Genomic DNA, 21,600 nt, shown 5'->3' on the forward strand with positions numbered 1-21,600 from the left:
CGAGGGGGACCCGTGCGCGCGGTGGTGTTCGAGGAGTTCGGCGGAGAGCTGGGTGTGCGGGAGGTGCCCGATCCCGCACCGGCGCGGGACGGCGCCGTGATCCGGGTCGAGGCCGCCGGCCTCTGCCGCAGCGACTGGCACGGCTGGCGCGGCCATGACCCCTCCATCGCCCTGCCCCATGTCCCCGGACATGAACTCGCCGGAGTGGTCGAGGCGGTGGGCGCCGATGTGGTCCGGGTACGGCCGGGCGAGCGGGTCACCGTCCCGTTCGTCTGCGCCTGCGGCCGCTGCCCCGCCTGCGCGCGCGGTGCCCAGCAGGTGTGCGAGGACCAGCAGCAGCCGGGCTTCACCCACTGGGGCTGCTTCGCCGGGTACGTTGCCCTGCGCCATGCCGATGTCAATCTCGTGCCCCTGCCCGAGGGGGTGACCACCACCGCCGCCGCGAGCCTGGGCTGCCGTTTCGCGACCGCCTACCGGGCCGTGGTGGAGCGGGGCGCGGTGCGGCCGGGGGAGTGGACCGCGGTGCACGGCTGCGGCGGTGTCGGGCTCTCCGCCGTGATGATCGCGGCGGCGGCCGGGGCCCGGGTGATCGCGGTCGATATCGCCCCCGGCGCCCTGGAGCTGGCCCGCCGCTTCGGCGCCGAGGTCTGTCTGGACGCCTCCGCCGCGACCGGCGCCGCCGCCGACGCGGAGGTCGCCGAGGCGGTCCGGGAGGCCTCCGGCGGCGGCGCCCATCTCTCCCTCGACGCCCTCGGCGCCCCCGGGACCTGTGCCCGCTCCGTGGCCGGCCTGCGGGCCCATGGCCGCCATGTGCAGGTCGGGCTGCTGCCCGGGGGCGCTCCGCTGCCCATGGACCGGGTGATCGCCCTGGAGCTGGAGATCCTGGGCAGCCATGGCATGGCCGCGCACGCCTACCCGGCCCTGATGTCCCTGGTGGCCTCCGGCACCCTCCGTCCCGATCTCCTGGTCACCCGTGAGCTGCCGCTCACCGGCGCCCCGGCGGCGCTGGCCGCGCTGGACGGGCCGGGGACCCCCGGGGTCACGGTGATCACCCCGCACCGGGGCTGAGCCCCCGTACCAGGGCCGACCGGACGCGCCTGGGCTGAGGTCTCGCGCCGGCGCTGGGACCCGTACCGGGACCGAGCCACCACCCCCGGCCCGATGAGCCACCACCCCGGCCCCGGCCGGGCGCGCGCCCCGCCGGGGCCGTTCGGCGTACCCGGTGTCGCCCGAGCGGGCGGACCTCCCCCGCTCCCGGCGGCGGCCGGGTCCCCGGTGGGGGAAGGTGACAGGTCCAGGAGGTCCGCTCACCCGCGGGCCACCCGGACACCCGAGGTGTGCACCCATGCGTCTGCTCCCGGCCCCCGTCGCACGCGCCCTGGCGGCGCGCGGCGCCCCCCTGGCGCTGGCGGTCCTGCTGGCGCTGTTGGCACCGGCCCAGGGAGCGGGGGGTGCCACGGCGGACGGGCCGGGCCGGCCGGCCGCGCCCGCCTCCGTGCCGTACGACGCCCCCGCACAGCCCGAGGAGAGCGAGAACGCGGGCGCCCCCGCCGCCCGGGCGCGCACCTCGGTCCGGACCCCCGGTCACCGGCGCCGCGCCCGGGTCCGGCCGACCCCCGGCCGGGCCGCCGCCGCCCGGCCGCACCGGCACCCGGCCCCGCCCGCCGCCGTCCGCCGTACGGTGCTGCGCTGCTGAGAGCCGTCCCGTCCCGGTTCCCCGGGCGCCCGACGGTCCGTCAGCCCTCTTCAGCGTACGAGGTGTGTCAGCCATGCCCATCGACCCGTTCACCGCGCTCAACGCCCTGATCCGCGCCGAGGTGGCCCGTTCCGCGCGGCCCGCCGACGAGCCCCCGCCCGTCGAGGACCGGGACCGGCCGCCCGCCGATCCCGCCCCGCCGCCCCTCGGGGAGCCGACCCCCGGGCCATGAGCCCGGGGCCATGACCTCGGGGGTAATCGACCGGCCCCGTCCCCGGGCGGCAGGCTGAGGACACCGGAACCCGGGCGGCGCACTCCGACCGGGCTCCGGCTCCCATCCCGCAGACCCGACACCCGCAGAACCGACGGAGGCCGTGCCATGTCCGCCACCACCCTGTACGCCGGAATCGCCCGCACCACCGAGCCCCGCACCGCGCTCCGCCGGCTGCTGGCCCTGGACGCCGTGGTCACCGGCGTCAACGCGGTGGCCTATCTGGCGGCCTCGGGCCCGCTGGCCCGGCTCCTCGGCGTGGACCGCGGCCTGCTGCTCGCGCTCGGCGCCTTCCTGGTCCTCTACGCCGCCGCCGTCGGCGCTCTCGCCGCCCGCCGCCGGCCCGCCCCCGCCCTGGTCACCGCCGTGATCGACGCCAATCTGGCGTACGCGGTCGTCAGCTTCCTCGCCCCGTTCCTGTGGCTGGACCCCTCCACCGCCGGTGCCGTCTGGACCCCGCTCCAGGGCGCGGTGGTCGGGCTGCTCGCCGTCCTCCAGCTCTCGGCGCTGCGCGCGGTCAGCCGATGAGTTCCCGCAGCGCCTCGGCGGTCGCCCCGTCGGCCGGGATGAAGGTCTCGATGGCCAGCTCCGCGACGGTCACGTCCATCGGGGTGTTGAAGGTCGAGATCGAGGAGAGGAACGACAGGGTCCGCCCCCGGTGCTCGACCACCATCGGCAGCGCCAGATAGGGGTACGGGGTCGGGTCCTCCCGGTCCGTGTCGCCGCCCGCCCCCACCACGGGGTAGGCGGCGACCTCGTCGTACAGCTCCCGCAGCGCGTCCGAGCGGGCCAGCGCGATCTGACGTTCCATCTGGTGCAGCAGATGGCCCCGCCACTCCCGCAGATTGCGGATCTTGGGGGCGAGTCCCTCGGGGTGGAGAGTGAGCCGCATCGCGTTCAGCGGCGGCGTGAGCAGCCGCTCGGGCACCCCCTCCAGCAGGGCCAGGATGCCCCGGTTGGCGGCGACCACGGTGTAGAGGGCGTCCACGACCAGCGCGGGGAAGGGCTCGTACCCGCGCAGCAGGCGGTCGATCCCCTCCCGCAGCCCTCTCATCGAGGGGTCGTCCAGCGCGGTCTCGGCGTACCGGGGCGCGTACCCGGCCGCCAGCAGCAGCGCGTTGCGCTCCCGGACCGGTACGTCGAGATGTTCCGCCAGCCGCAGCACCATCTCCTCGCTGGGGCGGGAACGTCCGGTCTCGACAAAACTGATGTGCCGCGCGGACGAATCGGCGCGCAGGGCCAGTTCCAGCTGGCTCACCCGTCGGCGCTCCCGCCAGCCGCGCAGCAGAGTGCCGATCCTCAGGTCAGGGGCAGTGGTTGTCATGATCCGACCGTAGTACGGCCTCGTACCGGTGCGGGACCGGCGCCGGGCGCCCGGGGGGAGGCGGGGTCCCGCCGCCGGGGGTCCGCCCGGGGCCGCCGGGGACCGGGGCGTTCACTCCTGTCCGTCCCGGGCGCCGCGCAGCAGCGCCGCGAGCCCTCCGTCGAGATCGAGGGCGCAGGACTCCAGCTCCACCGGGACCGCGGCGTAGGTGTCCGCGAGGAAGTGCCGCAGCAGTCCGCTGGCGAACCGCAGCAGGGCCACGCCCTCCACGGAGCGCAGCTCGACCAGGGTCCGCGACCCCTCGCAGGGCCGGAGGCGGACATCGCCCCCGCCGGCCGCCGTCCGCAGCCCCTCGTCCAGCAGCGAGCGGGCGAAGGTCCAGGTCACCTCGGTACCGCTGAGGGAGACCGAGGGCGGGAAGACCATACGTACCGCGAACGGGTCATCGGCGCCGTAGAGCAGACTCACCGTCACGGGCGTGGGCAGGGGTGCCCCGCTGATGAGGTGGGCCGGGATCGACTGTTCGACGGTGCGGAACATCGCCGCTCCTTCGCTGCTGGGTCGAGGCTGCGTGTCGTCGTGAGCTACGACTGGTACGACGCTCGCCGCCCCCCGGCTCACTGCGTGATGAGCGACCCAGCTGGTGTGACGTACATCACACCGTGCTGCGGGCCCCCGCGCCGCCGATCCTCAGCTCCTCGCCGGTCAGCGGAGGACCGTCCAGCGGACGCCGCCCCGGTCCCCGCGCCACCCCCACCAGGACATCGGGGTGCAGCCAGGAGGAGGCCGGCCGGGAGAGCGTGATGACATCGATGTACGCCCGGGTGAGCAGGGCCCGTCCGGTGGCCGCGTACGCCAGCCGGTCGACATAGCGGTGCGCCAGGACGGAGCCGGGGCGCGGCTGCCGCCCCACGGCCCCCGGATAGAGGATGTCCGTACCGGTGGCCAGGTCCCAGGCGACCGAGACCGGCCGGGCGATGGCCCGCTGGGCCCGGCGGGCCAGGCCCGGCTCCCCGATCCCGGTCCGGGTGAGCACCTCCCGCAGTGCGGTCGACCCCTGCGCGGCCACGCTCATGCCCTGCCCGTAGACCGGGTTGTAGGTGGCCACCGCGTCCCCGACCGCGACGAACCCCTCCGGCCACCGCTCGGCCCGCTCGTAACAGCGGCGGCGGTTGACCGTACTGCGGGAGAGGGTGACCCCGGTGAGCGGTTCCCGGCGGGAGATCAGCTCCCCGACCACCGGGTGGCGCATCGCGGTCCGGGCGAACTCCTCGAAGGACTCCGCGTCCGAGGGCGGCTCACCGCCCCGGGTGCCCGAGAGGGTCACCATCCACCGCCCGCCCTCGATCGGGACGATGGTGGCGGTGCGCCCCGGTACCGGACGGCCCGGATCCGACTGCACATTGACGACGGGGAAGTCCTCGCTCCCGGCGGGTGCCCGGTAGAGCCGGGTCGCGTAGACCAGACCGGAGTCGACCCGCTCCTCCTCGACCGGGTCGAGGCCGAGGTCCCGCAGCCAGGTGGCGGCGCGGGAGCCGCGGCCCGCCGCGTCCACCACCAGATCGGCCGTCAGGGTCGACTCCCGGCCGTCCGGTGCGCCCAGCCGGATCCCCCGGACCCGGTCCGCCGAGCCGAGCAGGCCCCGTACGGTACGGCCCTGGAGGACGGTGACGGCGGGCAGGGCGAGCACCCGCTCCCGGACCACCCAGTCCAGCAGATCGCGACTACAGGCGATCATGAACTGCATCTCCGGCCAGCGTCTGATCCAGCCCTGCGCGGAGAGGGTCACCAGACCGGTCGGCAGCGGGATCCGCCGGGCCCCCGCCGCCAGCCAGCGGTCGGTGATCCCCGGCAGCAGCTCCTCGAACGCCCGTACCCCGCCGGACCACAGCAGATGGGTGTGGCGGGCCTGCGGGAGCGACACCCGGGGCGTCGGGCCCGGGGGCAGGGTGTCGCGCTCGACCACCGTGATCTCGTCGGCGAAGCCGTCCAGGGCGGCGGCGGCGAGCATGCCCGCGAGACCACCGCCGATCACGACGGCCCGGCGGGGCGGGACGGAACCGGTGCGGGTGGGGCGGGTCATCGCGTACGGGTCTCCGCGTTCTGTGAGGGGACGGGACTCACCACCGGGGACGGACCCCCGGCCGCCGGTGATTCTGCGCGACGATCCCGCCCGGCGGAAGTACGCCGCGCCATCCGCCGTCCCGGCCCCCGCCGTTCCGGGGGGAAATGCCCGTGCAGCGCGGTGGAGAGGCGGACCAGCCGCTCCCGTCCCCGGCCCAGCGCCGCCCGCAGGGTCTCCGTACCCGCTCGGGCGTGTTCCTCCTCCTCGGCCGGTTCGCGCCCGGCGCGCCGTGACTCCACGGCGGCGGCCACCATCGCCGCGACCCCCGCCGTCCGGGCCCGCCGCTCGCTGGCGCCCACACCGAGCGCCGCCTCGTACGCCCGGTGCCGCACCCGGTCGTCCAGATAGGGCTGGAGCCGCAGCAGCTCGTCGTGGATCAGCGTCTCCCGTACGGTCAGCCGCAGTTCGGCCGGTGCCCACCAGGGGATGCTGGGCACCGGGGGGCGCCACTCCCCGGCCCCCGGGCGCAGCTGCCGCCAGAGCGTGCCCAGCCGGGTGTACATGCGCCAGGACTGCCACAGCCCGTCCAGCCGGGGCCCCACCAGCGGCAGCAGGAAACCGGCGGTCAGCGTCAGCCCGCCGACGGCGGCCAGCGGCGGGGCCACCGTGGTGCTGAGCCCGTCGTACTCGGCGCCGGCCCACCGGGCCGCCACCGCCGTCAGCTTCGCGGAGCCGAAGGCGAGATTGAGGACCAGACCCACCACCAGGACGAGCAGCCCCAGCCGCAGCCAGCCGCCGACCGCCCGCGCCCAGCGCAGACACATCACCGTGGTGACCACGGCGGAGACGGCGTTCGCCAGCAGATAGAGGACCACCATCTCCCGGATGTACGGGGTGGTCGCGTAGTACGTGTCGAAGTCCCGCAGCCGCTCGACGGGGGTGTCGCCGAGCGCGAACAGCACCGGCAGCGCCACGATCACCATGCCGTACAGGGTGATCCAGGCGAGGGAGGCGCACCGCACCCGCTCCCGGGGGCCGCCGCGCCAGTTGACGATCAGGACCATGCAGGCGCAGCTGAAGGCGGACATGATGCAGTAGACCAGCGGGGCCGAGAGATTGGGCACCCCGAAGAGGCTGTTGACCCGGACGATGGTCGGCGGGGCCGCGAAGAGAAAGCACAGGGCCGCCGTGACCAGCAGGAACAGCACGGATCGCACCAGGGGATCGCGCCGGTCCCGGCGGAGCGCGGGCACCTTGGCGACCAGGGCGATGAAGAGGGCGACGGCGGGGACGTAGTAGTCGCTGTTGCGCATGGGGCTCAGATCCGGTGGTGCCCGAGCAGTTGCTGGATGCGCCGGACGTCCGGGGTGCTGGGGGCGGCGGGGGGCCTCTCCAGCCAGTGGCGCAGATGGGCGCCGAGTTCCAGGCCGAAGGTCTCCGCCTCGTTCTCCTCGGTCTCCCGGAAGTCGGTACGGGCGGCCAGATGCTGTACGGGGGCGCGCTCGCCCGGCCGGGCGGCGGCCGGGGGCTCCGGGGCGGTGGCGTCCTCGGCGGCGAGCCGGGCCGCCTCGGCCTGGTGCCCCTCATGGCGTCCGCCGTGCCCGGCGACCATGTGCCAGACCTCATGCCCGAAGATGATCAGCTGATGCACCGGTGGGGTCCCGGCCTGGACGCAGATGACATCCCGGTCGGCGAGGTCGAGATAGAGCCCGCTGGCGGTCTGCGGGGGGAAGTCCACCATCCGCAGGACCACCGGCCGGCCGCGCCGCTCGGCGAGATGGGCGCAGAGCGCCGCGAACACCTCCTGCGGGTCCTGGGGCCGGGCCTGTTCCAGGGCCCGCGCGAGGTCGTCGCGCAGTCGGCGCATGGCGCTCCTGGTGCCCAATGCACACTCTCCCCCGGGTCGGTCAGTGGCCTCAGCCTGGCACCACACCGTACAGAGCGATCGGCGCGGCTTCGCGAGGTGCTGGCCACCTTGCGAGTTTTCAGGACAGGCTCACAGCGTGTCAGCCAACCGCCGCGTCGGGCGCCCCTCGCCCACCACAGGGTGATTGCGCAGGTGAGCGGGGTGGCAGCACATTCGATCGCCGGTGGACCGACCCCGGGCGCGCCGCCCCCGTGGGATCCGGGCGGTCCCGGACGTTTGGCGGAATCCCGCTGGCCACCCCCGCCACGGCCGACCGGACCGCCCCGGACCGTGATCCCCGCTCCGGGGGCGACGGGGGGCGCCGGTCCCCCCGGTGGGATCGGGCGTCCCGGCCCGGGTGGGGTCAGGCGTCGGAGAGGGCGCGCCGGTGGACCTCGTGGACCAGCGGGGAGCCCCGCAGCGCACGGGAGATACGGACCAGATCGTCCGGGCCGCTCGCGGGCTGGAGCGGTGACCCGTCGCAGACCGGCGCGGTCCGCCCCGGCTCCGCCGCCCGGGCCCGCCCGGCCGCCGCGATCATCGCCGCGTCCGCGATCACCCGCGCCCGCTCCGGCGGCTGCCCCTCGGCCAGGGCGCGCGCCAGGGCGTCCGCGTACACCCCCTCGTCGTAGTAGGGCCGCAGACCGATGATGCCGTCGTGGATCGCCGCCTCCCGGCGGATCAGCCGCAGCTCCAGCGGGGCCCAGCGGCCGATCGCCACGGTGGAGGAGCCGGGCGGGGCGCTGCGGCGCAGCAGCCGGGCCAGCGGGCCGAGCCGCAGATAGCGCAGGGCGGCGCGGCGGCCGTCACCGGCGTACCGGGCGAGCAGCGGCAGCACGAAGCCGCCGCCGATCAGGGGGGCGCCCAGGGCGGCCAGCGGCGGGGCCAGCTCGGTGCCGAGCCTGTCCCAGTCCTGCCCGGCCCAGCGGGCGCCCACGGCGGCGAGCTTGGCGGTGTCATAGCCGAGGTTGAGGAGATAGCCGCAGCCGATGAGGGCCAGTCCGGCCCGGGGCACCCCGGTGACCAGGCGCGACCAGCGCCAGCAGAAGACCGCCGTGACCACCGACGCGACCGTGTGCGCCAGCAGATAGAGCACGATCAACTCCCGGATGTACGGGGTGGTCGCGTAGTAGGTGTCGAAGTCGCGGAGGCGTTCGGTCGAGGCGTCGCCCAGGACGAACAGGACGTTCAGGCTGACGGCGACCGATCCATAGGCCAGGGCGCACCGGCGGGCCAGCCGCCGGGTCCGGGGGGTGACCCCGTCCCGCCACAGGGTCAGCAGCACCAGACAGGCGCAACTGACGGCGGTGAGCGCGCTGTAGAAGAGGGGGGCGGCGAGATTGGGGATCCCGGAGACCCGGTTGATCGCGGCGAGCGTCGGAACCGCCGCCAGCGAGAAGAGCAGCCCGGCCATCAGCAGCAGCCCGCACACGGAGGCGAGCAGGATGTCCTGCGGATGGCGGATCAGCGCGGGCAGCTTGAGGAGGAACGCCCCGAACAGCAGTGCCGCCGGGACGAGCATACTGATCTCGGTCATCGACGGCCGGCCTTCACCCCTGCCGGAATCCGTTGCCGTCCGTCCTCCGGATCCGCCGTCCGCGGACGTGCTCCACCCAGTCCACCGCGCACCGTCGCCCCCACCCCGTCCGAGCCGCGTCCCCGTCGTGACACCGGCCGGCCCGGCGCGGTGTCGATGGGCCGTCCCCGGTGCTCAGCGCATCCGGTCGGCCGCCCCCCTGCGTAACCGTACTGTGTGCGAGTCTGTCCGGGGACGACGGTCTCCCAACTCATCGGACCGGCACACCCCCGGGTGGCCTCAGGCTCTGGCGTCCGTCAAAGCCTGAGGGGGGTGCGAAAGCCGCGTAACCGAGTCAACCGGGAGAGAGCTCCGCCCGGGGCGAGCGTCGAGATCACGCCATCGGCCCGGGGTCGCCGCCGCACCGCTCCGCGTCCGGTCCGTGTCCGGTCCGCGCTCGGTCCGCGTCCGGGCCGTCCTGTCGACGGGGTCGGTGGGGCTGGTGGGGCAGGGGTGGACAGCTGCGGTGCGCGGTGCGCGATGGCCGGTTCCGGGGGAGCATGGGCGCATGGACGCGGGTACCGAGGCGGCGGGCGAGGGGCTCTCCCTGGCCCGGGTCGCCGCGGTCTCCCGGGCCGTGGCCGGGACCTCCTCCCGCTCCCGCAAGACCGAGCTGCTCGCCGAGGTCTTCCGCGCGGCCCGCCCCGACGAGGCCGCCCTGGTCATCGCCCATCTCTCCGGACGCCTGCCGCAGGGCCGGATCGGCATCGGCTGGAGCGCCCTGAGGGACCCGCCGCCGCCCGCCCCCGCGCCCCGGCTCACCCTCGCCGGGGCCGATGCCGCGCTCACCCGGCTCGCCGACCTGCGCGGCCCCGGGTCCCGGGCGGCGCGCCGTACCGCACTGCACGCCCTGCTGGCCGCCGCCACCGCCGATGAACAGCGCTTCCTCACCCGGCTGCTGCTCGGCGAGGTCCGGCAGGGGGCGCTCGACGCCCTCGCCCTGGAGGCCGTCGCCCGCGCGGCGGACACCCCCGCCGACGCCGTCCGGCGGGCGGTCATGGTCGACGGCTCGCTGCCCCGGGTGGCCCGCGCCCTGTTCGCCGGGGGACCCGCCGCCCTCGAAGGGTTCCGGCTGACGGTCGGCACCCCCGTCCAGCCGATGCTGGCGCACACCGCCCCCTCGGTCACCGACGCGGTACGGACCCTGGGGGTGCCCTGCGCCGTCGAGGAGAAGCTGGACGGGATCCGGATCCAGGTGCACCGGGACGGACCGGCGGTCCGGGTGCACACCCGCTCCCTGGACGACATCACCGCGCGGCTGCCCGAGGTGGTGGCGGCCGCGCTGGGCCTCGACGGCACCGGCTTCGTCCTGGACGGCGAGGTCATCGCCGTGGGCGCGGACGGGCGGCCGGTCCCCTTCCAGGAGATCGCCGCCCGGGTGGGCTCCCGCTCGGACGTGGCCGCGGCCCGGGCCGCGCTGCCGCTGTCACCGGTCTTCTTCGATGTGCTCGCGGCGGACGGCGAACCCCTGGTGGACCTGCCCGCGCGGGAGCGGCACACGGTGCTCGCCCGGCTGGTGCCCGAGGGGCTGCGGGTCGCCCGGACCGTCGTCACCGACCCCGGGGACGCGGAACAGCTCGCCGCCGCCGAGGAGTTCCTCGCCCGGGCCCTGCGCCGGGGGCAGGAGGGCGTCCTCGTCAAGGCGCTGGAGGCGCCCTACGCGGCGGGCCGCCGGGGCCGCTCCTGGCTGAAGGTCAAACCGGTGCACACGGCCGACCTGGTCGTGCTCGCCGCCGAGTGGGGCCATGGCCGCCGTACCGGGCTGCTCTCCAACCTCCATCTGGGGGCGCGCGCCGCCGACGGCGGGTACGTCATGCTCGGCAAGACCTTCAAGGGCCTCACCGACGCGATGCTGCGGGAGCAGACCCGGCGCCTCGGCGACCTCGCGGTCGCCGACGACGGGCACACCGTACGGGTCCGGCCCGAACTGGTGGTGGAGATCGCCTACGACGGGGTGCAGCGCTCCCCGCGCTATCCGGCGGGGGTGGCGCTGCGGTTCGCCCGGGTGGTCCGCCACCGCCCGGACAAGCGGGCGGCCGACGCGGACACCCTGGAACGGGTCCTGGAGACCGGCCCGCCACCCGCCCCCGAGCGGTGACCGTGCCGGGCGCGGTGCCGGTGGCGGGCTCGGTGGCGGTGTGGCGGGGGGTGGCCGCGATCACGGGCGCCAGACACCCGACGCCGCCGCCCGGCGGGCGAACTCCGCGAAGTCCCGGGGCGGCCGGCCCAGCACCGCCCGTACATCCTCCGTGGTGGCGGCGTTATGACCGTCCATCAGCCCGACACAGAGCTCCGTGAGCCAGGCGACATCCTCGGCGGGGAGTCCGGACCCGGTCAGCACCCGGCCGAACTCCTCGCCGGAGACCGGGATGTACCGCACCGCGTGCCCCGCCGCCAGGCTCAGCTCCCCGGCGGCCTGGGTGAAGGTGAGCAGCCGGGGGCCGGTCGCCTCGTAGATCCGGCCCCGGTGGCCCTCCTCGGTGAGCGCCACCACCATCATCTCGGCCAGGTCGTCCGTGTCCACGAAGGGTTCGGGGGTGTCCCCGGCGGGGAAGGCGATCCCCCCGTACCGCACCGCGTCCCGCAGCAGCCCCTCGGAGAAGTTCTGGGCGAAGAACGCGCCCCGCACCACGGTCAGATCGACCCCCGAGGAGCGCAGGGCCTCCTCCGCCGCCACCGCGCCCGGCTCGCCCCGTCCGGAGAGCAGCACCAGCCGCTCCACCCCGGCGTCGGCGGCGGTGGTACCGAAGAGCTTCAGCGCCTCGGCGGCCACGGGGACCGACAGATCCGGATAGTACGAGAGCTGCGCGGCCCGCACCCCGCGCAGCGCGCCGGGCCAGGTCGCGGGGGACGCCCAGTCGAAGGCCACCCCCTCGGCCCCATCGGTGGAACGGGGGGTGCGGGAGCCCGCCCGTACCGGCACCCCCCGCTCGGTGAGCAGGGCGGCCACCCGGCGGCCCGTCTTGCCGGTCGCCGAGGTGACCAGCACCGTCCCCCCGGTGCTCCGCGTGCCATGCGTGCTGTCTGCGCGGTCCGTGCCGTGCGTGCCGTTCGCGCTGTTCGTGTGGTGTTCGTTCGTTGTCATGTCACCAGATTCCCCCGGGAGTTGTGGACGCTCCATGCTCCGGAGGCTCATCCCCATGCGTCTGCGTCTACGCTGTCGGGGTGGACGCTCTCGCCGGACTGCTGGACGGGCCCCGTGCCCGGGATGCCTTCCTGCTCCAGATGGTGATGGAGCCGCCGTGGTCGGTCCGGGTCGAGGACGAGGCCCCGCTCACCCTGCTCTGTGTGACCTCGGGCGAGGCCTGGATCGTGCCCGGCTCCGGCGCCCCGGTACGGCTGCTCGTGGACGAGGTGGCGATCGTGCGCGGCCCGGCCCCGTACACCGTCGCCGACAGCCCCACCACCGTGCCGCAGGTGGTCGCCGGGCCGGGCGGGACCTGCCACGATCCGCTCGGCGCACCGCTGATGCGCTCGATGGGGCAGGGCGTACGCCGCTGGGGCAATGACCCCGACGGCTCGACCGAGGTGTACATCGGCACCTACGCGATGCGCGGCGAGGTCAGCGGGCGGCTGCTGGACGCGCTGCCGGGGCTGGTCCATCTGTCGGCCGACGCCTGGCAGTGCCCGCTGATGCCCTTCCTCCGGGAGGAGATGGGCCGGGACGAGCCGGGGCAGCGGGCCATGCTCGACCGGATGCTGGATCTGGTGCTGATCACCGCGCTGCGCTCGTGGTTCGCCCGCCCCGAGGCCGACACCCCCGGCTGGTACCGGGCGCTGGGCGATCCGGTGGTGGGGCCCGCGCTGCGGCTGATGCGGGAGGCCCCCGCACACCCCTGGACGGTGGCCTCGCTCGCCGCCGGGGCCGGGGTCTCCCGCGCGGGGTTCGCCCGGCGCTTTCCCGAGCTGGTGGGGGAGCCCCCGATGTCCTGGCTGACCCGGCACCGGCTGGACCTCGCCGCCGATCTGCTGCGGGAGACGGACGCGACCGTCGACGCGGTGGCCCGGCGGGTGGGGTACAGCGGTTCGTTCGCGCTGAGCGCCGCCTTCAAGCGGGTCCGGGGCGTCAGCCCGCAGGAGTACCGGGGGCCGCGCCGGGTCTGACCGCCCGTGCCCCCCCCCGCGATCCGTGCCACCGCACCCGCCCCGGCGGTCCGTGCCGCCGCACGTGCCTCCGTGGCCCGTGTCCCCGTACACGCTCCGGCGGCCCGATTTGCCGAAGCGGCAACGATATTTTGCTCCCCGGGGCCCGCCCACCACCATGACGATCATGAGCGATGAGCAGCAGTCCCCGGTACCCGGCCAGGTCACCCCGGTGCATGACCAGAGCCCTCACGCACCGCACACACCCCACGCATCCCCTGCCCACTCCGGGCATCACCACGATCCCCATGTCATGGACTGGGACGAGATGGGCCCGCTCCTGGAGCGCGGCGCCGAGCTGGAGACCCCCCTGTACCGCCGCGCCGCCGAGTGGCTCGGCGGGATCGCGGAGCCGACCGGGGTCCGCCGGATCATCGATGTCGGCAGCGGGCCCGGTGTGCTGACCGGCGTACTCGCCGAGGCGTTCCCCCGGGCGCGGGTGGTCGCCGTGGACGCCACCCCGCAGCTGCTGGAACGGGCCCGGGACCGCGCGGCCCGTTCTGGGTACGCCGACCGCTTCGAGGCCCACCACGGGGAACTGCCGCTGCCGTCCGGTGCGGTGGAGGCCCTGGGCGGCGCCGATCTGGTCTGGGCGGGCAGTGTCGTCCACCATCTGGGGGACCAGCGGGCCGCCCTCGCGGAGCTGGGCGCGCTGCTGCGGCCCGGCGGGGTGCTCGCCGTGGTGGAGGGCGGGCTGCCCACCCGCGCCCTGCCCCGGGACATCGGCATGGGCCGGCCGGGTCTGGAGGCCCGGCTCGACGCGGCCCACGCCGACTGGTTCCAGTCGATGCGGGCGGCGCTGCCCGGTGCCACCGACGCCGTCGAGGACTGGCGGGCGCTGCTGGCCGCCGCCGGGCTCACCCCGGGCGGCAGCCGGTCCTTCCTGCTGGATGTCCCGGCCCCCGCCCCGGAGCCGGTCCGCGACCATCTGGCGCGCGGCTTCGCCCGGGCCCGCCAGGCCCTGGCCGGGGTGCTGGCCGAGGACGATCTCGCCGTACTGGACCGGCTGCTGGACCCGGCGGACCCCCTGGGTCTCGCACTGCGGCCGGACCTCCATCTGCTGACCGCCCGTACGGTGCACATCGCCCGCCGTCGCTGATCCCGCCGCCACTGATCCCGTCGTCGCTGACCCCGGCGCCGGGGTCACCCGGGTCCGGCAGGGCCCGGCAGGGTCCGGACGGCAGGACTCACGCGCCGCCGGGTTCGAGCCGCCACTGCTGGCCGGGGGAGTCGGTGTCCTCCCACTGCCGTACCGGGGCGCCCTGCTCCCGGCTGCCGTCGGCGACCTCCAGCAGCAGTCCGCTGATGAAGCTGACGATGGAGACGGTGCCCGGGTCGTCCAGATGGTTCTCGATGATCCACTCCTGGGCGCCGTAGTTGTTCGGCCGCCACTGCTGGATCCGGGCGCCGTTCTCCGTGGAGGCGTTGGCGACATCGAGCCGCTTGCCGCTGGCGACACCGACGATGTGGTACAGCCCGCTGCCGCCCGGCACCGGCTCGATCCGCCACTCCTGGGTGGCGGCGCCGCTCTCCGCGCCCTGCCGGACGGCGGCGCCGCTGCCCTGGGACGCGCCGGGCGCCTCCAGCAGCAATCCACTGCCGACATTGCGCACCCGGTAGTGGCCCGGTCGAAACGCCCCACTCACTGTTGTGCTGCTCCTCGCCCGGCGGCACCCTGCCGCTGTCGAACAAGTGTACGAGAAAAGAAGGGGCGAAGGCGGCGGGCGACTCAGAGGCCGGTGAAGGTCGCCGGGTCCGGGCCCAGCCGTCTCCCCTCGTCCAGCGCCGCCAGGGCGGCCATGTCCTCCTCGTCCAGCTCGAACCCGAACACATCCAGGTTCTCCCGGATCCGTGACGGGGTCGACGACTTGGGGATCACCACCAGACCCAGGGCCAGATGCCAGGCCAGCACCACCTGGGCCGGGGTCCGGCCGTGCTTGCGGCCGATCGCCACCACCGTCGGGACCTCCAGCAGCCCTCTGCCCTGCCCCAGCGGGGACCAGGACTCGGTGGCGATGGAGTGCAGCGCGTGGAAGGCGCGCGCGTCGGTCTGCTGGAGCTGTGGATGCAGCTCGATCTGGTTGACCGCCGGAACCACCCCGACCTCCCCGATCAGCCGTTCCAGATGCTCCGGCAGGAAGTTGGAGACGCCGATCGCCCGGACCCGGCCGTCCGCCAGCAGGGACTCCATCGCACGGTAGGTGTCGACATAGCGGCCCGCGTCCGGCATCGGCCAGTGGATGAGATAGAGATCCACCCGGTCCAGGCCCAGCCGCTCCAGCGAGGCGTCGAAGGCGCGCAGGGTGGTGTCGTACCCCTGATCGGTGTTCCACACCTTCGTGGTGACGAACAACTCCTCGCGGGGGATGCCCGATCCGGCGAGAGCGCGGCCCGTGCCCTTCTCGTTCTCGTACACCGCCGCCGTGTCCACACTGCGGTAGCCGGCCTCCAGCGCGGTCGACACCGTCGCCGTGGCCTCGTCGTCGGGCACCTGCCACACACCGAAGCCCAGCTGGGGCATGGCGACACCGTTGTTGAGGGTGATCGAGGGAACCTTGGTCACGAGTGGAAGATCCTTACGTCGTCGGGAGCCGCCGGAGCCGCCGGAGCCGCCGGGAGCCGCTGGGGCCATCGGGAACCGCTGGGGCCGGCCTCGGCCGACCGTCGCCACCGGCACGGTGTTCCGGCCAGCGAGGCCGGGGAAGTTGGCGCGATCCGGACCGGCCGCCTGTTCGTACCATTGACCGGTTCCCCACAAGCCGCGACCCTATGACACACATAGCTGAACTCCGGTCGCCCTTGTGAACGGACGTCAGTGGCGGCACCCCCGGCGCCCACTGTGCGCCACCCCGTGTCATCGCACGATCCCATCGCACGACCATCCTGCACCACTCCCCACCCCCACGCACGCCAGGAAGGCAGGAGAGCGCCGATGAACGCCGAAACCACGCAGGTCAGCACCGGCTGGGAGACCCCCGGGTTCGAGGTCGTGGAGACCGCGCTCGAAGTGACCGCCTACTACCTCACCGACTGAGCCCACCCGCCATGCTTGTCCAGGTGCTCGGCACCGCGGCGGGCGGCGGGCTGCCCCAGTGGAACTGCGCGTGCCCCAGCTGTACCGGGGCACGCGCCCATCCCCATCGGCGCCGCAGACACGCCTCCCTCGCCCTGAGCGCCGGGGACGGCCGTTGGTTTCTCGTCAACGCCACCCCCGACATCGGCGACCAGATCGAGGACACCCCCGCACTCCGCCCGGGGCCGGGACCCCGGCAGACCCCCGTGGCCGGCATCCTGCTCACCGACGCGGAACTCGACCACACCCTCGGCATCGCCCGGCTGCGCGAGGCCGACGGCTTTGACGTCCTCGCCACCCGGCCGGTCCGCCACGCCCTGCTGGAACGGCTGCGCCTCGGCACCACCCTCGCCCCCTACACCCGGATCGTCTGGAGCGAACTGGGCACCGCGCCGCGCCCCCTCACCCCCGGCGGGACCGTGGAGGTCGCCGCCCTCCCCGTTTCGGCCAAACGCCCCCGCTACGCCGTCGACCTGCCCCCCGACCCGCCCGGCCAGGACGGCTGGGTCGCCGCCCTCTCCCTGCGCGACACCGTCAGCGGGCGCACCCTGCTCTACGCCCCCGCCCTCGCCCGCTGGAGCGACACCTTCCAGCGCGCCGCCGAGGCCGCCGACTGCGTCATCGTGGACGGCACCTTCTGGGACGACGACGAACCGATCCGCACCGGGATCTCCCCCCGCACCGCCACCGGCATGGGCCACCTCCCCATCGAAGGGGAGAACGGCACCGCGCACCGGCTCGCCCGGATGCGGGCCCGCTGCCTCTACACCCATCTCAACAACACCAACCCCCTCGGGGACCCGGACGCCCCCCAGCACAAGCTGCTGCGCGACCGGGGACTCGAAGTCGCCGCCGACCGAATGGTGATCGAGCTGTGAGCACCCTCGCTGTGCCCCACGCGGGCACCGGTGAGCTGTGGGGCCCGGAGGAGTTCACCGCACGGCTGCGCGCCGTGCCCGCCGAGCGCTACCACGACCGCCACCCCTTCAACGTACGGATGCACCAGGGCGCCCTCACCCCCGCCGAACTGCGCCGCTGGATCGTCAACCGGTTCCACTACCAGCGCCATATCCCCGTCAAGGACGCCCTGATCCTCGCCAAGTTCGACGACAGCGCGCTGCGCCGCTCCTGGCTGCGCCGGATCCAGGACCACGACGGGGTCGCCGACGGCGAGGGCGGGATCGAGCGCTGGCTGCGGCTGGGCGAGGCCGCCGGGATCAGCCGCTCCCGGCTGACCTCGGGCGAGGAGGTCCTGCCCGGGGTACGGCTCGCCGTGGACGGCTATGTCAACTTCTGCCGGCTGCGCCCGGTGCTCGAAGCCGTCGCCGCCTCGCTCACCGAACTCGCCGCGCCGACCATCATGCGCACCCGGATCGACGCCTTCGAACGCCACTACCCCTGGATCGAGGCGGACGGGCTCGCCTACTTCCGTACCCGGATCGGGCAGGGGCGGCGGGACAGCAAGGAGGCGCTGGCCCTGGTGCTGGCCCGGTCCCGCACCCGCCAGGAGCAGGAGGCGGCGGTCGCGGCGCTCCGCTTCAAGTGCGAGGTGCTCTGGTCCCTGCTCGACGCGGTCGCCGCCGTCGACACCCCCGTCGTCCCCGTCGCCCCCGTCGACAACGCCGCCGACCGGGGCCGGTCCGGCGCCGCCCCCGACCCGGCGCCCCAGGGGGCGGCGTGACCGGCCCCGCCGGGGCCCGCGCCGACGGCGGCCCGTACACCCCGAAGGACCAGGCGCCGCCCGGGAGCACGTACACCCCAGAGGACCAGGCACCCCCGGGGAGCGACGGATGGCGGCCCGTGCTCGCCCGCTCCGCCGTGCTCCGGTACGACCGGGTCCGCGCCACCGATCTGCTGCTCCTGCCCGAACGGGTCGTCGTCCTCAAGGGCGCCGCCGGAGCGATCCTGCGGCTCTGCGACGGAACCCGCGACACCGCCGCCCTCGTCGCCGAACTGACCGCCCGCCACCCCGGCGCCCCCGTCGCCGCCGAGGTCCCGGTCTTCCTCGCCCGGATGCGGGAGAGGGGCTGGCTGACATGACGACCATCGCCCCGCCCTGGGCCCTGCTGGCCGAGCTGAGCCATGGCTGCCCGCTGCGCTGCGCCTACTGCTCCAACCCCGTCGAACTGATCGGTCGGTCAGATGAACTGACCGCCGACGAGTGGGCCGATGTCTTTGCGCAAGCCGCTGACCTGGGCGTTGTGCAGAGCCATCTCTCCGGTGGGGAGCCCCTGCTGCGCCGCGATCTGCCCGCGATCGTCGCCGCCGCCGACCGGGCCGCGATCCACACCCAGCTGGTCACCAGCGGGGTCGGCCTCAGCGAGCGCAGACTCGCCGGGCTGGTCGGCGCCGGGCTCCGCAGTGTGCAGCTCTCCGTCCAGCACGCCGACCCCGCCGCCTCCGAACACATCGCCGGGGCCCGTTCCTTCGCCGCCAAGGAGCGCGCCGCCCGTGTGGTCACCGCCGCCGGGCTCCCGCTCGGCCTCAATGTCGTCCTGCACCGGGGCAATCTCGACGCCCTCGACGCCCTGGTCGCCCTCGCCCTCGACTGGGGCGCCTCCCGGATCGAGCTGGCCAACACCCAGTTCTACGGCTGGGCCCTGCTCAACCGGGACGCCCTGCTGCCCTCGCGGGAGCAGATCGCCGCCGCCCGGGACCGGCTCGACCACTGGCGCACCCGGCTCGCCGGGCGGCTGGAGCTGGTGTGGGTGGTGCCGGACTATGTGGACGCCGTCGCCAAGCCCTGTATGGGCGGCTGGGGCGCGCTCTCCCTCACCGTCGCCCCCGATGGCCGGGTCCACCCCTGCCCCGCCTCCGCCGCGCTCCCCGGGCTCGAAGCGCCGTCCGTACGGGAGCACTCCCTGGAGTGGATCTGGCGCGACTCGCCCGCCTTCAACCTCTACCGGGGCGAGTCCTGGATGTCCGACCCCTGCCGCAGCTGCGAGCTGCGCACCCGGGACTTCGGCGGCTGCCGCTGCCAGGCGTACGCGCTGACCGGCGACGCCGCCCGTACCGACCCGGTCTGCTCCCGCTCGCCCGACCACCCGCTGGTCCGCTCGCTGGTGGACTCCGCCCCGGCCGCCCCGGCGACCGTACCGGAGTACGCCTACCGCCAGGAGGGGCCGTGAAGCGCTGGACCACCCTGCTGCTGGCCGTGGTGCTCGCGGGCAGCGCGCTCTCCGCCCCCTCCGCGAGGGCCACCACCCCCTCTGTACGGGCCACCGTCCCCGAGGGGCCCCGGGTGCCGCTCGCACCGGTCCGGTACGAGGCCGAGGACGCGGCGATCGTCCGGGGCGCCGTGGAGAGCGATCACCCCGGCTTCACCGGCCGGGGCTTCGTCGACTACGACAATGTGCCCGGCGGACATGTCGAGTTCACCGTGGACCGCCCCGCCGCCGGATCCGTGCCGGTCACCCTCCGGTACGCCAACGGCACCACCGCCGACCGGCCGCTCGATCTCGCGGTCGGCGGCCGGACCGTCGCCGCCGGACTCTCCTTCGGCCCCACCGGCGGCTGGACCGGCTGGCGCACCCGGACCGTCACCGTCCCCCTGGAGCGGGGCGCCAACACCGTACGGCTGACCGCCACCGGCGCCGACGGCGGGCCCAATCTGGACTCCCTCACCACCGACGGCGGCCCCGGCACCACCGACTGGTCCACGGCGGTGGTCGAGTCCACCATGGCCCGCTTCACCCCCGCCTCCATCGGTGGCTGGTCCTACCCCGTCGGCCTCTACCTCTACGGCCAGTACCTGGTCCACCGGCGCACCGGCGACCCCCGTCTGCTGGCGTACATCAAGAGCTATGTGGACCGGTTCGTGGACTCCGCCGGGAACATCGGCCAGAGCTTCGGCCATCTGGACAGCATGCAGACGGGCCGGCTGCTGACCGTGCTGCACCGGGAGACCGGCCACGCCCGCTACCAGCGGGCCGCCCGCACGATCCGCGACCGGCTGAACACCTACCCCCGTACCACCGAGGGCGGCTTCTGGCACTCCACCTCCGCCTCCCGCCACCATCAGCTGTGGGCCGACGGCGTCTATATGGTCACCCCCTTCCTGGTGGAGTACGGGAAGCAGTTCGGCGACGCCGGCTACGCCGCCGACGAGGCCACCCGCCAGCTCGCCGTCTACGGCACCCGGCTCCAGACGGCGAACGGGCTGCTCCGGCACGCCTGGGACGAGTCCCGGCGGCAGCCCTGGGCGGACCCCCGGACCGGGCTCGCCCCCGAGCACTGGTGCCGTGCCATCGGCTGGTACTCCATGGCCGTGGTCGATGTCCTGGACGCCGTCCCCGGCGGCCACCCCCGCCGGGAGCGGCTGCTGACCCTGCTGCGCGATCTCGCCGCCGGGATCGAGCGGTACCAGGACCCGGCCACCGGCCGCTGGTTCCAGGTGGTCGACCAGGGCGGCCGGAGCGACAACTGGACCGAGACCTCCTGCTCCAGCATGTTCACCTTCGCCCTCTTCCGCGCCGCGCGGCAGGGCTATGTGGACGCGCGCTACGAGACCGTCGCCCGCCGGGGGTACCAGGGGGTCCTGGCGAAGCTCTCCCTCGGCGCCGACGGCCGGACCCGGCTCGCCGACATCTCCATCGGTACCAACGTCGGTGACTACGCCTACTACGTACAGCGCGAGCGCCGGACCGACGACCTCCATGGCCTCGGCGCGTTCCTGATCATGAATGAGCAACTCGCGATGAGGTGATCAGCATGAACACATCACGCAGGACCCTTCTCGGCGCGGCTGTCGGCGGCGCGGTCGCGGTGGGACTCCCCAACCTCGCGGCCCCCGCCCACGCGGTCCCGGCCCACGCGGCCCCCGCCCTCGCGACGCCCGCCCCCGCGGCCTCGTGGCAGCTGAAGTGGTCTCCGTCCGCGAGCCGCGACGGACTGCGTGCGTTCGAGACCCTTGAGGACGACCGCGCGGACTCCCACACGTCCTACGGCCCCCACATCACCACCGAGGGCGACAACTTCCGGTTCACCATGCACACCCGGGACCGGGACACCAGCACCGACCGTCAGCGCCACGAGGTCACCGGCTGCCGCAGCGGCGACTCCTTCCTCCAGTGGAGGCAGGGCGAGACCTGGCGGGTCAGCTACTCGATGTACATCCCCAGCAGCCTCAAGGCCACCACCACCTTCACCCACATCATGCAGATGAAGCAGCCCGGCCCGGGGACCGGACCGATCGTGGTCCAGTCGCTGCGCCGGGTGAACGGGCAGCAGACCATCGAACTCAAGATCTTCGAGCCGAACATCCTGGTCGGCCGGACCGCGCTCGCCCCGCTCCACAACACCTGGACCGATGTGGTCTTCGACCTCAAGATCGGCAACGGCACCTCCGGCTCCGCCCGCTGGGCCCTCTCCCAGCGGGGCTCCACGATCGTCGACACCACCCGGACCGGCGTCGACACCTTCCTCGCCGACCGGGTCCGGCCCAAGTGGGGCATCTACCGCTCCCTCGGCGACAGCTCCGGGTCGCTCCAGGACTGTTATCTGCTCCTCACCAACATGCGTGGCTACCAGCTCGTCTGAGGAGGACG

23 protein-coding genes are annotated in these 21,600 nt (G+C 74.6%); 14 read left to right on the top strand and 9 right to left on the bottom strand.

The window, feature by feature from the left end; genetic code table 11:
- Window positions 1–12: 12 nt before the first annotated feature.
- The 4 genes from ABT354_RS10085 to ABT354_RS10100 all read left to right on the top strand — a co-directional run bounded on the left by ABT354_RS10085 (window position 13) and on the right by ABT354_RS10100 (window position 2,495).
- Window positions 13–1,068, top strand: a complete 1,056-nt coding sequence (locus ABT354_RS10085) for a zinc-dependent alcohol dehydrogenase family protein (protein ID WP_351491471.1) — start codon at window positions 13–15, stop codon at window positions 1,066–1,068.
- 277 nt (window positions 1,069–1,345) lie between these two features.
- On the top strand, window positions 1,346–1,696 hold the full coding sequence (locus tag ABT354_RS10090) for a hypothetical protein (protein ID WP_351491474.1): 351 nt from the start codon (window positions 1,346–1,348) through the stop codon (window positions 1,694–1,696).
- A gap of 73 nt (window positions 1,697–1,769) precedes the next feature.
- Window positions 1,770–1,928: a hypothetical protein gene (locus ABT354_RS10095; RefSeq protein WP_351491476.1), complete on the top strand. Its 159-nt coding sequence runs from the start codon at window positions 1,770–1,772 to the stop codon at window positions 1,926–1,928.
- A gap of 147 nt (window positions 1,929–2,075) precedes the next feature.
- Complete coding sequence (locus ABT354_RS10100; protein WP_351491479.1) at window positions 2,076–2,495, top strand: hypothetical protein; 420 nt, start codon at window positions 2,076–2,078, stop codon at window positions 2,493–2,495.
- Here the strand turns inward: ABT354_RS10100 and ABT354_RS10105 are convergent.
- The 6 genes from ABT354_RS10105 to ABT354_RS10130 form a co-directional block, all read right to left on the bottom strand.
- Window positions 2,485–3,291, bottom strand: a complete 807-nt coding sequence (locus ABT354_RS10105; RefSeq protein ID WP_351491481.1) for a helix-turn-helix domain-containing protein — start codon at window positions 3,289–3,291, stop codon at window positions 2,485–2,487. The two genes, ABT354_RS10100 and ABT354_RS10105, sit on opposite strands and share 11 nt — an antisense overlap.
- A gap of 111 nt (window positions 3,292–3,402) precedes the next feature.
- On the bottom strand, window positions 3,403–3,831 hold the full coding sequence (locus tag ABT354_RS10110) for an SsgA family sporulation/cell division regulator (RefSeq protein ID WP_351491483.1): 429 nt from the start codon (window positions 3,829–3,831) through the stop codon (window positions 3,403–3,405).
- 115 nt (window positions 3,832–3,946) lie between these two features.
- Window positions 3,947–5,374, bottom strand: a complete 1,428-nt coding sequence (locus ABT354_RS10115; protein ID WP_351491484.1) for an FAD-dependent monooxygenase — start codon at window positions 5,372–5,374, stop codon at window positions 3,947–3,949.
- On the bottom strand, window positions 5,371–6,669 hold the full coding sequence (locus tag ABT354_RS10120) for an MAB_1171c family putative transporter (protein ID WP_351491486.1): 1,299 nt from the start codon (window positions 6,667–6,669) through the stop codon (window positions 5,371–5,373). The genes ABT354_RS10115 and ABT354_RS10120 overlap by 4 nt, the downstream gene beginning before the upstream one ends.
- Before the next feature lie 5 nt (window positions 6,670–6,674).
- Window positions 6,675–7,223 carry a hypothetical protein gene (locus tag ABT354_RS10125; protein ID WP_351491488.1) on the bottom strand — a complete coding sequence of 183 codons (549 nt, stop codon included), beginning with the start codon at window positions 7,221–7,223 and terminating at the stop codon, window positions 6,675–6,677.
- 403 nt (window positions 7,224–7,626) lie between these two features.
- Window positions 7,627–8,799, bottom strand: a complete 1,173-nt coding sequence (locus tag ABT354_RS10130; RefSeq protein WP_351491491.1) for an MAB_1171c family putative transporter — start codon at window positions 8,797–8,799, stop codon at window positions 7,627–7,629.
- 547 nt (window positions 8,800–9,346) lie between these two features.
- Here ABT354_RS10130 and ABT354_RS10135 point away from each other — a divergent pair.
- Window positions 9,347–10,936, top strand: coding sequence for an ATP-dependent DNA ligase (locus ABT354_RS10135; RefSeq protein WP_351491493.1), 1,590 nt, complete (start codon window positions 9,347–9,349; stop codon window positions 10,934–10,936).
- 60 nt (window positions 10,937–10,996) lie between these two features.
- Here the strand turns inward: ABT354_RS10135 and ABT354_RS10140 are convergent, their stop codons facing one another.
- Window positions 10,997–11,923, bottom strand: a complete 927-nt coding sequence (locus ABT354_RS10140) for a Rossmann-fold NAD(P)-binding domain-containing protein (RefSeq protein WP_351491495.1) — start codon at window positions 11,921–11,923, stop codon at window positions 10,997–10,999.
- An 80-nt stretch (window positions 11,924–12,003) separates the two neighbouring features.
- On the opposite strand from ABT354_RS10140, the gene ABT354_RS10145 reads away from it, so the two are divergent.
- Together ABT354_RS10145 and ABT354_RS10150 are read left to right on the top strand one after the other, a co-directional pair.
- A complete protein-coding gene (locus ABT354_RS10145) occupies window positions 12,004–12,942 on the top strand; it encodes an AraC family transcriptional regulator (protein WP_351491497.1) in 939 nt (312 codons plus the stop codon).
- A 166-nt stretch (window positions 12,943–13,108) separates the two neighbouring features.
- Window positions 13,109–14,080, top strand: coding sequence for a class I SAM-dependent methyltransferase (locus ABT354_RS10150; protein ID WP_351491499.1), 972 nt, complete (start codon window positions 13,109–13,111; stop codon window positions 14,078–14,080).
- A gap of 88 nt (window positions 14,081–14,168) precedes the next feature.
- Here the strand turns inward: ABT354_RS10150 and ABT354_RS10155 are convergent, their stop codons facing one another.
- Both ABT354_RS10155 and ABT354_RS10160 read right to left on the bottom strand, forming a co-directional pair.
- On the bottom strand, window positions 14,169–14,627 hold the full coding sequence (locus ABT354_RS10155; RefSeq protein ID WP_351491501.1) for an RICIN domain-containing protein: 459 nt from the start codon (window positions 14,625–14,627) through the stop codon (window positions 14,169–14,171).
- A gap of 83 nt (window positions 14,628–14,710) precedes the next feature.
- Window positions 14,711–15,544 (bottom strand): aldo/keto reductase, encoded by an 834-nt coding sequence (locus ABT354_RS10160; protein ID WP_351491503.1) that lies wholly within the window; start codon window positions 15,542–15,544, stop codon window positions 14,711–14,713.
- Between the two features lie 369 nt (window positions 15,545–15,913).
- Between ABT354_RS10160 and pqqA the strand changes: the two genes are divergently transcribed.
- The 7 genes from pqqA (at window position 15,914) to ABT354_RS10195 (ending at window position 21,592) form a co-directional block, all read left to right on the top strand.
- Window positions 15,914–16,015, top strand: coding sequence for a pyrroloquinoline quinone precursor peptide PqqA (pqqA, locus tag ABT354_RS10165; protein ID WP_351491505.1), 102 nt, complete (start codon window positions 15,914–15,916; stop codon window positions 16,013–16,015).
- Window positions 16,016–16,026: 11 nt separating this feature from the next.
- Window positions 16,027–16,932, top strand: coding sequence for a pyrroloquinoline quinone biosynthesis protein PqqB (gene pqqB / locus ABT354_RS10170; RefSeq protein ID WP_351491507.1), 906 nt, complete (start codon window positions 16,027–16,029; stop codon window positions 16,930–16,932).
- The gene (pqqC, locus tag ABT354_RS10175) at window positions 16,929–17,735 is read left to right on the top strand and encodes a pyrroloquinoline-quinone synthase PqqC (protein WP_351491510.1); all 807 of its coding nucleotides are present in this window, start codon (window positions 16,929–16,931) and stop codon (window positions 17,733–17,735) included. Before pqqB ends, pqqC begins: the two co-directional genes overlap by 4 nt.
- The gene (gene pqqD, locus ABT354_RS10180) at window positions 17,732–18,094 is read left to right on the top strand and encodes a pyrroloquinoline quinone biosynthesis peptide chaperone PqqD (RefSeq protein WP_502983377.1); all 363 of its coding nucleotides are present in this window, start codon (window positions 17,732–17,734) and stop codon (window positions 18,092–18,094) included. The genes pqqC and pqqD overlap by 4 nt, the downstream gene beginning before the upstream one ends.
- A complete protein-coding gene (pqqE, locus tag ABT354_RS10185) occupies window positions 18,091–19,182 on the top strand; it encodes a pyrroloquinoline quinone biosynthesis protein PqqE (RefSeq protein ID WP_351491512.1) in 1,092 nt (363 codons plus the stop codon). The genes pqqD and pqqE overlap by 4 nt, the downstream gene beginning before the upstream one ends.
- Before the next feature lie 275 nt (window positions 19,183–19,457).
- Window positions 19,458–20,759, top strand: coding sequence for a glycoside hydrolase family 88 protein (locus ABT354_RS10190; protein WP_502983388.1), 1,302 nt, complete (start codon window positions 19,458–19,460; stop codon window positions 20,757–20,759).
- Window positions 20,760–20,764: 5 nt separating this feature from the next.
- The gene (locus ABT354_RS10195; protein ID WP_351491517.1) at window positions 20,765–21,592 is read left to right on the top strand and encodes a Tat pathway signal sequence domain protein; all 828 of its coding nucleotides are present in this window, start codon (window positions 20,765–20,767) and stop codon (window positions 21,590–21,592) included.
- The last annotated feature ends 8 nt before the right edge of the window (window positions 21,593–21,600 follow it).

The sequence above is a fragment of the Streptomyces sp. NPDC000594 genome (assembly GCF_040299965.1).
In the GTDB taxonomy this organism is placed as follows: Bacteria; Actinomycetota; Actinomycetes; order Streptomycetales; family Streptomycetaceae; genus Streptomyces.